Source organism: uncultured Streptomyces sp., from assembly GCF_947488945.1.
Classification (GTDB): domain Bacteria; phylum Actinomycetota; class Actinomycetes; order Streptomycetales; family Streptomycetaceae; genus Streptomyces.
The window spans coordinates 248,743-262,363 of the sequence record NZ_CANLBS010000008.1 but is presented as its reverse complement, the minus strand read 5'-3'; the positions used below and the strand labels follow the sequence as shown (position 1 = coordinate 262,363).

The 13,621-nt window shown below is 73.0% G+C and carries 11 protein-coding genes; 8 read left to right on the top strand and 3 right to left on the bottom strand.

Annotated features, from left to right (window positions below):
* Nucleotides 1-42: 42 nt before the first annotated feature.
* Nucleotides 43-1,233, bottom strand: a complete 1,191-nt coding sequence (locus Q0994_RS15670; protein ID WP_299534660.1) for a trans-acting enoyl reductase family protein — start codon at nt 1,231-1,233, stop codon at nt 43-45.
* 185 nt (nt 1,234-1,418) lie between these two features.
* Here Q0994_RS15670 and Q0994_RS15665 point away from each other — a divergent pair, with 185 nt between their 5' ends.
* The 5 genes from Q0994_RS15665 (at nt 1,419) to Q0994_RS15645 (ending at nt 7,777) form a co-directional block, all read left to right on the top strand.
* Complete coding sequence (locus tag Q0994_RS15665; protein WP_299534656.1) at nt 1,419-2,570, top strand: CaiB/BaiF CoA-transferase family protein; 1,152 nt, start codon at nt 1,419-1,421, stop codon at nt 2,568-2,570.
* A gap of 83 nt (nt 2,571-2,653) precedes the next feature.
* The gene (locus Q0994_RS15660; protein ID WP_299534654.1) at nt 2,654-3,796 is read left to right on the top strand and encodes an acyl-CoA dehydrogenase family protein; all 1,143 of its coding nucleotides are present in this window, start codon (nt 2,654-2,656) and stop codon (nt 3,794-3,796) included.
* A 36-nt stretch (nt 3,797-3,832) separates the two neighbouring features.
* Nucleotides 3,833-5,047, top strand: a complete 1,215-nt coding sequence (locus Q0994_RS15655) for an acetyl-CoA C-acetyltransferase (RefSeq protein ID WP_299534652.1) — start codon at nt 3,833-3,835, stop codon at nt 5,045-5,047.
* Between the two features lie 49 nt (nt 5,048-5,096).
* Nucleotides 5,097-7,268 (top strand): 3-hydroxyacyl-CoA dehydrogenase NAD-binding domain-containing protein, encoded by a 2,172-nt coding sequence (locus Q0994_RS15650; protein WP_299534650.1) that lies wholly within the window; start codon nt 5,097-5,099, stop codon nt 7,266-7,268.
* A 278-nt stretch (nt 7,269-7,546) separates the two neighbouring features.
* Nucleotides 7,547-7,777, top strand: a complete 231-nt coding sequence (locus Q0994_RS15645) for a hypothetical protein (RefSeq protein ID WP_299534648.1) — start codon at nt 7,547-7,549, stop codon at nt 7,775-7,777.
* Between the two features lie 116 nt (nt 7,778-7,893).
* Here Q0994_RS15645 and Q0994_RS15640 read toward each other — a convergent pair whose 3' ends face one another.
* Nucleotides 7,894-8,637, bottom strand: a complete 744-nt coding sequence (locus tag Q0994_RS15640) for a MerR family transcriptional regulator (RefSeq protein ID WP_299534645.1) — start codon at nt 8,635-8,637, stop codon at nt 7,894-7,896.
* Nucleotides 8,638-8,773: 136 nt separating this feature from the next.
* On the opposite strand from Q0994_RS15640, the gene Q0994_RS15635 reads away from it, so the two are divergent.
* A complete protein-coding gene (locus tag Q0994_RS15635) occupies nt 8,774-9,250 on the top strand; it encodes a macro domain-containing protein (RefSeq protein ID WP_299534643.1) in 477 nt (158 codons plus the stop codon).
* A 101-nt stretch (nt 9,251-9,351) separates the two neighbouring features.
* Entirely contained in the window at nt 9,352-10,290 is a 939-nt protein-coding gene (locus tag Q0994_RS15630; protein ID WP_299534641.1) for an oxygenase MpaB family protein, read from the top strand.
* Here Q0994_RS15630 and Q0994_RS15625 read toward each other — a convergent pair.
* Nucleotides 10,253-11,296, bottom strand: coding sequence for a LacI family DNA-binding transcriptional regulator (locus Q0994_RS15625; protein WP_299534639.1), 1,044 nt, complete (start codon nt 11,294-11,296; stop codon nt 10,253-10,255). The genes Q0994_RS15630 and Q0994_RS15625 overlap by 38 nt on opposite strands.
* 407 nt (nt 11,297-11,703) lie before the next feature.
* Here Q0994_RS15625 and Q0994_RS15620 point away from each other — a divergent pair, with 407 nt between their 5' ends.
* The gene (locus tag Q0994_RS15620; RefSeq protein ID WP_299534636.1) at nt 11,704-13,461 is read left to right on the top strand and encodes a BCCT family transporter; all 1,758 of its coding nucleotides are present in this window, start codon (nt 11,704-11,706) and stop codon (nt 13,459-13,461) included.
* Nucleotides 13,462-13,621 lie beyond the last annotated feature (160 nt).

Below are 13,621 nucleotides of genomic sequence, written 5' to 3'. Positions count from 1 at the left end.
CCCCGCCGCCCCGCACCGCCCCGTCCGTGCCGGTCCGCCGGGCTACCGCTCGGCCGCGACCCGGAACCGCATGCCGGAAGCGCGCAGCCGCTCCAGCAGGGCGTCGCCCATCGCCACCGCCGTGGTGACCTGGCCCGCGGTGTCCGGCAGATCGTCCAGCGCGAGGCAGAGCGCCGACTCCCCGAGCATCCGGGCCGTCTCGTCGTACCCCGGATCGCCGCCCGAGACCTCGGTGTACACCCGCCGTCCGCCGCCCTCGCCGACGAACCTGACGGTGAACCAGCTCCGTTCCCTGCGCCGCTCGTCCGGACCCCGGCCGGGCTGGTAGCGCCCCGTCAGCCAGTCGCGCACCGGCGGCAGCTGGGCCGCGCCGACCAGTGCCCCGGCCGCGAGGGTCCCGCCGACCGCCACCGGCAGGTGCTTCACCGAGGCGAAGTGCCGGTAGCGGAAGTCGGGGCCGTAACGCTCCAGCGCCCGCGCCGACCGCTCCACCACGCGGGGGTCCACGGTCGGCAGCGGCAGCGCCCAGGTGCCCGTCGCCGCGCTGAAGTGCGGTGCGCCCGGCGCGGACCGAGCCCGCCGCCCGGCGGGCTCCGACTCGTGGCGGCGCCGCTGCCGCGCCGCCGCCCACTGCTGCGGACCGCGCCCCATGACCGCCAGCGCCGAGGCGAGCGTGCCGCCGGAGAAGACGGCATTGGTGCGGACGAACCCGTCCACCGACAGCGGCACCCCCTCGGGGAGCCGGCCCACGGTGAAGTACACACCGAGGTCGTGCGGCACCGAGTCGAAACCGCAGGCGTGCACGATCCTCGCCCCGGAGCGGCGGGCCGTGGCGTGGTGGGCGACGTAGGTCCGGTCGACGAACTCGCCCTCGCCGGTCAGGTCCGCGTAGTCCGTGCCCGCCTCGGCGCAGGCCGCGACGAGTTCCCCGCCGTACCAGAGGTACGGACCCACAGTCGTCGCCACCACCCGTGTGGAGGCGGCCAGTTCGCGCAGCGCCGCCGGATCGTCCGCGTCGGCGACCGCCAACGCGACGTCCTTTAGGTGCGGGTGTCCGGTCAGCAGTCGTGCGCGCAGCCGCTCCAGCTTCGACCGGTCACGGCCGCCGAGGGCCCAGCGCAAGCCCTCGGGCGCGTGGCGGGCGAGATAGTCGGCGGTGAGCGCGCCCGCGAAGCCGGTGGCTCCGTAAAGGACGAGGTCGAAGGGACGTTGGGGCCCGTGCTGCCTGTTCATGCGTGCCTCCGGGAGGGCTCGGCGAGGTGGCGGCGCCCGGTGCTGACGGAGTGTCGCCGGGCGGTCGATCGGGCGGACGAGGCAAGGTTACTGAGCGTTCGCTATGTCGAAAGGGTTGTGCGGTGGTGCCGACGTTCTTAGCATCATCGCTGTTACATCAGTTGTGTCAAACCACTGGGGGCTCGATGACCGCGACAGGGAACGGCCCGCTCGCCGGAGTGCGCGTGGTGGAGCTGGCGGGCATCGGCCCCGGCCCCTTCGCCGCGATGCTGCTGGCCGATCTGGGCGCCGACGTGGTCCGGGTCGACCGGCCGGGAGGGGCGGGTCTCGGCATCGACCCGGCCACCGATCTGACCAACCGCAACAAGCGGTCCGTGCTCGTCGACCTCAAGGCCGAGGGCGGCGCGGAGACCGTACTCGACCTCGCCGAGCGCGCCGACGTGCTCATCGAGGGCTACCGTCCCGGCGTCGCCGAACGCCTCGGCGTGGGCCCCGAGCACTGCTTCACGCGCAACCCGCGCCTGGTCTACGGGCGGATGACCGGCTGGGGGCAGGAAGGCCCGCTCGCCGAGCGCGCCGGGCACGACATCGCCTACATCGCGCTCACCGGCGCCCTCTCCATGATCGGCCGCCCCGGCGAGGCGCCCACGGTCCCCGCCAACCTGGTCGGCGACTACGCGGGCGGATCGCTCTACCTCGTCATCGGCGTCCTCGCCGCCCTCCAGCACGCCCGCACGGACGGCGGACGCGGACAGGTCGTGGACGCGGCGATCGTCGACGGGACCGCCCACCTGACGACCATGATCCACGGCATGATGTCGGCCGGCTCCTGGCAGGACCGGCGCGGCGCCAACCTGCTCGACGGAGGCTGTCCCTTCTACGGCGCCTACCGCACCGCCGACGGCGAGTACATGGCCGTCGGCCCGCTGGAGGAGGCGTTCTACCGGGAGTTCGTCGCCACGCTCGGCATCGAAGGGGACATCCCCCCGCGCGAGGACCCCTCCCGGTGGGAGGAGTTGCGCGCCGCCATCGCCGAGCGCTTCCTGACCCGCGACCGCGCCGCGTGGACCGCCGCCTTCGAGCACACGGACGCCTGCGTGGCCCCCGTGCTCTCGCTCCGCGAGGCCCCGCACCACCCGCACCTCGCGGCCCGCGGCACCTTCGTGGAGCGCGACGGCGTGCACCAGCCCGCCCCCGCGCCCCGCTTCTCCGGCACGCCCGCATCCGTACGCACCGGACCCGCGCTGCCCGGAGCCGACACCGGGTCCGTCGCGGCGGACTGGGACGTGCCGTCCCTGCGCACCACCACCGCGGGCGCGCCCGGCGCTCCCGCATGACCGACGTCCCGCAGCCGCCCCGCACGGGCGGCGCCCCGGCCCGGCCGGACACCACCGTCGAGAACCCACCCCAGGGGGAATGAGTGCAGCGGCAGATCTACACCGAAGAGCACGAGGCGTTCCGCGCCACCGTCCGCACCTTCCTCGACAAGGAGGTGCTGCCGCACTACGCGCAGTGGGAGAAGGACGGCATCGTCTCCCGCGAGGCCTGGCTCGCCGCCGGGCGGCAGGGGCTGCTCGGTCTCGCCGTCCCGGAGGAGTACGGCGGCGGCGGAACCGAGGACTTCCGCTACAGCGCCGTGATGGCGGAGGAGTTCACCCGCGCCGGCGTCAGCGGACTCGCCCTCGGCCTGCACAACGACATCATCGGCCCCTACCTCACCGGGCTGGCCACCGAGGAGCAGAAGCGCCGCTGGCTGCCCGGCTACTGCTCCGGGGAGATCATCACCGCCATCGCCATGACGGAACCCGGCGCCGGCTCCGACCTCCAGGGCATCCGCACCACCGCCGAGGACCGGGGCGGCCACTGGGTGCTCAACGGCTCCAAGACGTTCATCTCCAACGGCATCCTCGCCGACCTGGTGATCGTCGTCGCCAGGACCACGCCGGAGGGCGGCGCCAAGGGGCTGTCCCTCCTCGTCGTCGAGCGCGGGACCGAGGGCTTCGAGCGCGGCCGCAACCTCGACAAGATCGGCCAGAAGTCCCAGGACACCGCCGAACTCTTCTTCAACGACGTGCGCGTGCCCAAGGAGAACCTCCTCGGCGAGCTCGACGGCGGCTTCCTGCACCTGATGACCAACCTCGCGCAGGAGCGCATGGGCATCGCGGTCGCGGCCATCTCCGGCGCCGAGCACCTGCTGGAGATCACCACCCGGTACGTCAAGGAGCGTGAGGCGTTCGGCAGGCCGCTCGCCAAGCTCCAGCACGTCCGGTTCGAGATCGCCGAGATGGCCACCGAATGCGCCGTGACCCGTGCCTTCCTCGACCGGTGCATCACCGAGCACACCGCCGGTACGCTCAGCGCCGTCGACGCCTCCATGGCCAAGTGGTGGGCCACCGAACTGCAGAAGCGGGTCGCCGACCGCTGCCTGCAACTGCACGGCGGATACGGCTACATGAACGAGTTCCCGGTCGCCAAGGCCTTCACCGACGGCCGCATCCAGACCATCTACGGCGGAACGACCGAGATCATGAAGGAGATCATCGGCCGCTCCCTGCTGGCCTGACCCCTCCTCCCGGACACCCCTCGAAAGGCTGCTGACTTGAGTACCGAAGCGTTCGTCTACGACGCGATCCGCACCCCGCGCGGTCGCGGCAAGGCCAACGGGGCCCTGCACGGCACCAAGCCGATCGACCTGGTCGTCGGCCTCATCCACGAGATCCGCGACCGCTTCCCCGGCCTCGACCCGGCCGCCATCGACGACATCGTGCTCGGCGTGGTCAGCCCGCTCGGCGACCAGGGCTCCGACATCGCGCGGATCGCCGCCATCGCCGCCGGACTGCCCGACTCCGTCGCGGGCGTCCAGGAGAACCGCTTCTGCGCCTCGGGCCTGGAAGCGGTCAACCTGGCCGCCGCCAAGGTACGTTCGGGCTGGGAGGACCTCGTCCTCGCGGGCGGCGTCGAGTCCATGTCCCGCGTCCCGATGGGCTCCGACGGCGGCGCCTGGGCCATGGACCCGATGACCAACTACGAGACCGGCTTCGCCCCCCAAGGCATCGGCGCCGACCTCATCGCCACCATCGAGGGCTTCTCCCGCCGCGACGTCGACGAGTACGCCGCCCTCTCCCAGGAGCGCGCCGCGACCGCCTGGAAGGAGGAGCGCTTCGCCCGCTCCGTCGTCCCGGTGAAGGACCGCAGCGGCCTGCTGGTGCTGGACCACGACGAGCACATGCGCCCCGGCACCACCGCCGACTCGCTCGCCGCGCTCAAGCCCTCGTTCGCCGCCATCGGCGAGATGGGCGGCTTCGACGCCGTCGCCCTGCAGAAGTACCACTGGATCGAGAAGATCGACCACGTCCACCACGCCGGCAACTCCTCCGGCATCGTGGACGGCGCGGCCCTCGTCGCCATCGGCTCGCAGGCGGTCGGCGAGCGCTACGGCCTCACCCCGCGCGCCCGCATCGTCTCCGCGGCGGTCTCCGGGTCCGAGCCCACCATCATGCTCACCGGTCCCGCCCCCGCCACCCGCAAGGCGCTCGCCAAGGCGGGGCTCACCATCGACGACATCGACCTCGTCGAGATCAACGAAGCGTTCGCCGGCGTGGTGCTGCGCTTCGTCAAGGACATGGGGATCTCCCTGGACAAGGTCAACGTCAACGGCGGCGCCATCGCCCTCGGCCACCCGCTCGGTGCGACCGGCGCGATGATCCTCGGCACCATCGTCGACGAACTGGAACGGCGCGACCTCCGCTACGGCCTGGTCACCCTCTGCGTGGGCGGCGGCATGGGCATCGCCACCGTCGTCGAACGCGTCTGACCGGCCCCCGGCCCTCCCCGCCCACCGCCTGCCTACGGAGAAGACAGCAATGACCGAGAGCACGACCATCCGCTGGGAACAGGACGGGACCGGAGTCGTCACGCTCGTCCTCGACGACCCCGACCAGTCCGCCAACACCATGAACCAGGGGTTCATCCGGTCCATCGAGGCGGTCGCCGACCGCGCCGAGGCCGAGAAGGACACCATCCGCGGCATCATCTACGCCTCCGCCAAGAAGACCTTCTTCGCCGGCGGCGACCTCAAGGACATGATCCGGATGGGGCCGCAGGACGCGCAGCAGGCCTACACCGGCGGGGTCGCGGTCAAGAAGGCGCTGCGGCGCATCGAGACCCTCGGCAAGCCCGTCGTCGCCGCCGTCAACGGCACCGCGCTCGGCGGCGGCTACGAGATCGCGCTCGCCGCCCACCACCGCGTCGCCCTCGACGCCCCCGGCTCCCGCATCGGCCTCCCCGAGGTCACCCTCGGGCTGCTCCCGGCGGGCGGCGGCGTCACCCGTACCGTACGGCTGCTCGGCATCGCCGACGCGCTGCTCAAGGTCCTGCTCCAGGGCACCCGGTACACCCCCGCCCGCGCGCTGGAGAACGGCCTCGTGCACGAACTGGCCGCCACGCCCGAGGAGATGATGGAGAAGGCGCACGCCTTCATCGACGCCCACCCCGAGTCGCAGCAGCCCTGGGACGTCAAGGGATACAAGATCCCCGGCGGCACCCCCGCCAGCCCCCGGTTCGCCGCCAACCTCCCGGCTTTCCCCGCCAACCTGCGCAAGCAGCTCGCGGGCGTCCCGATGCCGGCCCCGCGCAACATCCTCGCGGCGGCCGTCGAGGGCGCGCAGGTCGACTTCGAGACCGCGCAGACCATCGAGGCCCGCTACTTCACCGAACTGGTCACCGGCCAGGTCTCGAAGAACATGATCCAGGCGTTCTTCTTCGACCTGCAGACCGTCAACTCCGGTGCCAGCCGCCCCAAGGACGTCGAGGAACGCCAGGTCACCAAGGTCGCCGTCCTCGGTGCCGGGATGATGGGCGCGGGCATCGCCTACTCCTGCGCCGCCGCCGGGATCGAGGTCGTCCTCAAGGACGTCACGGCAGAGGCCGCGGCCAAGGGCAAGGCGTACAGCGAGAAACTGCTCGACAAGGCCCTCTCGCGCGGACGCACCACCGAGGCGCGGCGCGACGAGCTGCTGGCGCGGATCACCCCGACCGCCGACCCGGCCGACCTGGCCGGCTGCGACGCCGTGATCGAGGCGGTCTTCGAGGACACCGCCCTCAAGCACAAGGTGTTCCAGGAGATTCAGCACGTCGTCGAGCCCGACGCGCTGCTGTGCTCCAACACCTCGACGCTGCCCATCACGGTGCTCGCCGAGGGCGTCGAGCGCCCGGACGACTTCATCGGCCTGCACTTCTTCTCACCGGTCGACAAGATGCCGCTGGTCGAGATCATCAAGGGTGAGCGCACCGGCGACGAGGCGCTGGCCCGCGCCTTCGACCTGGTCCGCCGCATCAAGAAGACCCCGATCGTCGTCAACGACTCGCGCGGCTTCTTCACCTCGCGCGTCATCGGCCACTTCATCAACGAGGGCGTCGCCCTGGTCGCCGAAGGCGTCGAGCCCGCGTCGGTCGAGCAGGCCGCGGCCCAGGCGGGCTACCCGGCGAAGGTCCTGTCGCTGATGGACGAGCTGACGCTCACCCTGCCCCGCAAGATCCGCGTCGAGACCCGGCGCGCGGTCGAGGAGGCGGGCGGCACCTGGACCCCGCACCCGGCCGACGATCTGGTCGACCGCATGGTGGACGAGTTCGGCCGCCCCGGCCGCAGCGGCGGCGCGGGCTTCTACGAGTACGACGAGAGCGGCAAGCGGACCGGTCTCTGGCCGGGGCTGCGCGAGCACTACACCCGTTCCGACCACGCGATCCCGTTCGAGGACATGAAGGAGCGGATGCTCTTCTCCGAGGCGCTGGACAGCGTCCGCTGCCTCGACGAGAACGTCCTGCTCACCGTCGCCGACGCCAACATCGGCTCCCTGCTGGGCATCGGCTTCCCGCCGTGGACCGGCGGCGTCCTCCAGTACATCAACGGGTACGAGGGCGGCCTCGCCGGCTTCGTGGCGCGCGCCGAGGAGCTCGCGGCGCGCTACGGCGACCGCTTCCTGCCGCCGGCCCGCCTGGTGGAGATGGCGGAGAAGGGCGAGACCTTCCACGACTGATCCCCGCGGGCGGGCCCGCCCGCCGCGCGGGACCGGGCGACCCGCCGCACGGACGCCCCGCCGCAGGAACGCCCCCTCGGGGGCGGTCCCGTGCGGGGCGGCGAGGGCGCCCGGCACGCAGGGGACCGGCCGCCCGCCGCACGGACGCCCCGCCGCACGGTCGCCCTGGCGCCCCGGCGGCGGGGCTTCCGCGCGTCTGCGCCGGGCGCGCCGGGCCGTCGAACGGGCCCGGCGGAAACGGGGCGTGCCTTTCGGGCGGGTGGGTCGTTGGACCCGTCATGAAGAAGCGAAGCGTACTGGCCGTCGTCTCCCTCGCCGCCGGGGCCGTGATCGCCGCGATCTCCCCGCCCCCGGGCGGCGATGCCGCGGCCGCCGCCGAACCGGCCCACAGCCTGGGCGTCCTGGACGGCGTCGGCGACCTCGGTCAGCTCGTCGACGACGCCTCCGGGACCGCCACGTCCACCGCCGGCTCGGTGACCTCCACCGTGGACGGCGCCCGCACCCTCTGACGCCCACGTACGGGTCCGCACGGGCGGACGCCGACGCACCACTCCGCACCGCGGACGCACACCCGGCGGCCGGTCCGGCGGTCCTCCACCGCCCGGCCGGCCCCCGAGCCGCCCCCTCAGCCCGGGGCGGCCGGCCCCCTGAAGGCCCGCAACTCCTCCCGCAGCGACCGCTGGAAGGCCGTGACCAGCGCCTGCACCACGATCGGCTGCATGTGCGCCGACAGCGACTTCATCGCCTCCACGTGCTCCGGGTCCGACTCCCGCGCGCGGTAGGGCCCCCACACCTCGGTGCGGAACAGCCGCGACAACTCGTAGGCCGCCGAGCGGGTGTGCTCCATCAGGACCGTGCGCGCGGCGAGGATCGTCTCGTGCGCGATCGGCACGTCCAGCAGTTCCACCCCGAGCCGCAGCAGCCCCGGATCGACCCGGTGCACCTCGTCGTCCGGCGTGCGCGAGCGCTCCAGCACCCCCATGGCCGCCAGCCGGTCGACGTCCTGCTCGGACAGGGTCCGGCCCGCCCGCTTCTCCAGCTCGGCCCGGCTCATGTCCTCGGCCTGGTCCGGCGCCCAGGACGCCACGAGCGCCCGGTGGATGGCGAGATCGCGTGCGCTGAGATCCGGCGGCAACTGCTCCAGATAGCGCTCGATCGCCGCCAGCGTCATGCCCTGGTGCTGGAGTTCCTCGATCAGCGCCAGCCGCGACACGTGTGCCGAGCCGTAACGCCCCACCCGGCGGGGCCCGATCACCGGCGGCGGGAGCAGCCCCCGCGTGCTGTAGAAGCGAACCGTCCGCACGGTCACCCCCGCGCGGGCCGCCAGTTCGTCGACGGTGAGCGTCGGCTCCTCGGACGCGGTCGCCATGTCTGCTCCTCGTTGCTGGGGTGATGCGGGCCAGGGGATCGGCCGGGTGCAACAGTATTGCTGTCTCACCACAGTGGTGAAAGAGCCGCGGCCGTCTCCGCGAGGACTGTCGGAGGCGGGTCGTACGCTCTTTTCCATGACTGACATCGCGTACGTCACGGGTGACGCGACGGCTCCCGGGGGCGAGGGCGTCAAGCTGATCGTGCACGTCTGCAACGACCTGGGCGGCTGGGGCAAGGGGTTCGTGCTCGCCGTGTCCCGGCGCCGGCCCGAGCCGGAGGCCGCGTACCGCCGCTGGCACCGGGAGCGGGTGGGGAACGACTTCGGGCTGGGCGCGGTCCAGTTCGTGCCGGTCGGACCGTTCCTGTGGGTGGCCAACCTGATCGGCCAGCGCGGCCTGCGCCGGGGCAGCAAGGGCGTGCCGGTGCGGTACGAGGCGATCGACGCGGGCCTCGCGGCCGTCGCGGTGAAGGCCGCCGAACTGGGGGCGTCCGTGCACATGCCCCGCATCGGCTGCGGCCTGGCCGGCGGCACCTGGTCGCGGATCGAGCCGCTGATAGCCGAGCGCCTGACGGCCCGCGGCGTCCCGGTCACGGTGTACGACGTGGGCTGACCGGTCCGCAGGGCCGCATCGCGGCGTCGTGGCGGCCCTCGGCCCCGCCGCATACTGGAACCGACCGGCCCCGCCCCGTCCCTCCACCCCGGGAGCTGCCCATGAGCCGCGCGGACACCAGGCGCGCCGACCCGCCGCCGCCCCCGCGCGGCGGTGTGCTCTGGAGCCTGGCCGGGGACGTACGGGGGCTCCTGATGCTGCCCGCCGCCCTCACCCTGCAGGTCGCCCACCCCGCCGTCGGGGCCGGCGTGGACGAGCACTCCGTCTTCCGCACCGACCCGTGGGGCCGCGGCGAACGCTCGCTGCGCTCCCTCCAACTCTGGGTGTACGGCGGGCCGGCCGCCGCCGAGGAGGGGCGCAGGCTCCGCGTCCTGCACCGCACCATCGCCGGCACCGACACCCGGGGCCGCCGCTACCACGCGCTCACCCCGGCGAACTACGCCTGGGTGCACGCCACCGGTTTCCCCGTCTACCAGCACGCCGCCCGCTATCTGGTCCGCCCGCTCACCGCGGCACAGGAGCGGGCGCTGTACGCCGAGTGGCTCCGGGTCGGGCGGGTCCTGGGCATCCGCGACCGGGACATGCCGCAGACCGTCGAGGAGTTCTGGCCGTACTACCGCAGGATGCTCGCCGAGGAGATCGAGCGGACCGCCGTCGTCGACGACCTGGTCGCCACCGACCGGCCCGTGCCGCCGCCGGACCGCGGGCCGCTGCCCCTGCGGATCGCGGCCCGCGCCCTGTGGCCGGTGGTGCTGCCGCCGCTGGCCCGGTTCCGCCGGTTCCTGACCGTGGGCCTGATGCCGCCGGACGCCCGCGAAGCGATCGGCCTGCCCTGGTCGGCGGAGCAGGAGAGGGCGTTGCGCCGCTTCTGCACGGTGGTCCGCCTCGTGGTGCCCGCCCTGCCCGAGCGGCTCCGGTATCTGCCGATGGCCAGGGAGGCCCGGCGGGCCGCCCGGAGGCGAGAGGGCGGAGAGGGCCGAGAGGTCCGAGAGGGCCGGGGGGTCAGGCGGAGCCCCGGAGGACCAGTTCGGTCGGGGTGATCACCGGGGACGCGTCCGCTCCGGGCCCCTCGTCCAGCCTGCGCATGAGCCGGCGCACCATCAGGCGGCCCATGCCCTCCACGTCCTGGCGCACGGTGGTGAGCGGCGGGGCGGTGGTCTCCGCCACCGGGGCCATGTCGTCGAAGCCGACCACCGCCACGTCCTCGGGCACCCTGCGGCCGTGCTCCGCCAGGGCCCGCAGCGCGCCCGAGGCCATCAGGTCGTTGGCGACGAAGACGGCGTCCACCGCCGGTTCCCGCTCCAGCAGCCGGGACATGGCGGCGGCGCCGCCCTCCGCGGTGAAGTCGCCCTCCTCGATCAGCGCGGGGAGGCCGTCCGGCAGCGTGGCGCGGTAGCCCTCGGCCCGGTCGAGCGCCGAGGTCTGGTGGACCGGGCCCGCGATGTGGGCGATCCGCCGGCGGCCGAGGGAGACGAGGTGGGCCACCGCCTGGCGGGCACCGCCCCGGTTGTCGCAGTCGACGTACCCGACGTCCGGCGCGGGGTCCCCGGGCCCCGGCCGGCCGCCGTAGACCACCGGGACGCGGAACCGCCCGATGACGGCGGGGAGTTCGTCGTCCGTGTGCAGCGAGAAGGCGAGGACGCCGTCCACGTGCCCGCCCGCCAGATAGCGCGACACCCGGTCGAAGTCGCCACTGCCCTCCACCAGCAGCAATACCAACTGGACGTCGTGCAGCACGAGTTCGCGACTGATCCCACGGATCTGCCGGGAGAAGAACGGGTCCGAGAAGACGCGGAACTCCGGTTCGTCGATGATGACGGCGACCGCGCCGTTGCGCCGGGTCACCAGGGTGCGGGCCGCGTGGTTCGGTACGTAGCCGAGCTCCTCCACCGCCACGTTCACCCGTTCCACCAGGTGCGGCCGGACCCCCGCGCCGCCGTTGACGACCCGTGAGGCCGTCGCCCGGGAGACCCCGGCCCGTGCGGCCACCGCCTCCAGCGTCGGCCGGACGTCCGGCGGCGGGCTGTCGGCGGTCTGATCGGACAACGGGGTGCTCCTCGTGCGTCGCGTGCGCCCGGCCGGCGGGCGGACGGCAGCGGTCCGGTTCCGTCGACGGTCCGGTTCCGCCGGCGGCCGGGAGGGAACGGCTCCACCCAGCCCCCCGGCCCGGTGGAAACGGCTGGAAAACGTCACTGTAGACGCCTCGATCGCCCCCGGCGGGCCGTGCCCCCGTCCAGGGGCGGCGTCCCGCAGAGGGCGCGGGCGGGCAGCTCGGTGACGGCGCGTGTCCGGGCGTCCGTCCGGTCCGCGGTCCGGTCCCGGCTTTCCGGGGGCATAGCGGTGGATGCGGTGGCGAAAGGTCTCGTGCTGCTCGCTCGTTGCTCCCCGAGCTCGCACGTTCGGTGTGGTACTGCCTACACAGAGCTATTTTTTCGATGTGAAAGGTGCCGCCTGTGTCGCACGACGATCAGAGTTCGACCGGCCGGGGTGATTCGCCGGTCGTCGCGGACCTTCCCGAGCAGGACGCCCACCACGCCAGACGCCCGGTGACCGACTGGGTGGTGTTCGGCGTCACGGCGGTGCTCACCCTCGCCTTCGTGCTCTGGGGCTCGATCGGCACGGACTCGCTGGAGAGCGTCTCCACCAAAGCCCTCGGCGGCCTCATGCACAACGCCGGCTGGGCCTTCATCGTCGCCGCCTCCGCTTTCGTGATCTTCGCCCTGTGGCTGGCCATCAGCCGCTACGGCACGATCTCGCTCGGCCGGGAGGGCGAGGAGCCCGAATTCCGGACCATCTCCTGGGTCGCGATGATGTTCAGCGCCGGCATGGGCATCGGCCTGATGTTCTACGGGGTCAGCGAGCCGCTGGCCCACTTCACCGACCCGCCGCCCGGCACCCGCCCCGCCGACCAGGCCGAGGCGATGCAGACGGCCATGGCGACCACGCTCTTCCACTGGACGCTGCACCCCTGGGCCATCTACGCCGTCGTCGGCCTCGCCATCGCGTACAGCTCCTACCGGCGCGGCAGGCGGCAGACGATCAGCGCCGTCTTCGAGCCGCTGATCGGCGAGCGGCACGCGCACGGCGCGTTCGGCCGGGTCATCGACATCCTGGCCATCTTCGCCACCCTCTTCGGGTCGGCCGCCTCGCTGGGCCTCGGCGCCCTCCAGATCGGCAGCGGGTTCCAGGAACTCGACTGGATGGAGAAGACCGGCACCGGACTGCTGGTGGCCATCATCGCCGTGCTGACCGTGGCGTTCGTCTTCTCGGCCGTTTCCGGCGTGGAGCGGGGCATCCAGTGGCTGTCCAACACCAACATGGTGCTCGCCCTGGTCCTGGCGGTCTTCGTCTTCGTCGCCGGCCCGACGATCATCGTCCTCGACCTGCTGCCCACCTCGGTCGCCACGTACTTCGGCGAACTCCCACAGCTCGCCGGGCGCACCGAGGCGTCCGGAGAGGGCGCGGTGGCCGACTGGCTCAGCAGCTGGACCGTCTTCTACTGGGCCTGGTGGATCTCCTGGACGCCCTTCGTCGGCATGTTCATCGCCCGGATCAGCCGCGGCCGGACGATCCGTCAGTTCGTCGGCGGCGTGATCCTGGTCCCGAGCACCGTCAGCCTCATCTGGTTCGCGATCTTCGGCGGTTCCGCGATCCGGCTCCAGCAGGCCGGGAAGCTCGCCGGGGCGGACACCCAGGAGGCGCAGCTCTTCGGCGTCCTCCAGCAGTTCCCCATCCCGACCGTGATGAGCATCCTGGTGATGATCCTGGTCGGCATCTTCTTCGTCTCGGGCGCGGACGCCGCCTCCATCGTCATGGGCACGCTGTCCCAGAAGGGCGTGCTCGAACCCGCCAAGTACGTCGTGGTGTTCTGGGGCGTCGTCACCGGAGCCGTGGCGGCGGTCATGCTGCTGATCGGCAACGGCAAGGGCGACGCGCTCGCCGGGCTGCAGAACCTCACCATCCTCGCGGCGGCGCCGTTCGTCGTGGTGATGGTGGGCATGTGCGTGGCGATGCTCCGCGACCTGCGGGCGGACCCGCTGATCGTGCGCCGGGAGTTCGGCGTGGAGGCGGTCGAGTCCGCGGTCATCGAGGGGCACGCCAAGTACGACGGCGACTTCGAGATCCGGATCGGCCCCGGCACCACCACCTCGGTCACCACGGACGAACGCCACCCGGAGCAGCCCGGCGGCTCGACGCGCTCCGGGGACTGACGGTCCGCGTCACCGGCGGACCGCGCCCCGGAGTGCCGTTCGGCACCCGGCCGGCGGGGCATTCCGCCTCCGGGCGCATTCCGCCTCCGGGCGCATCCCGCCTCCCGGCGCATCCCGTCCTCCCGGCGCATTCCGCGGCGGGAGGGCACGGGAGGCGGCC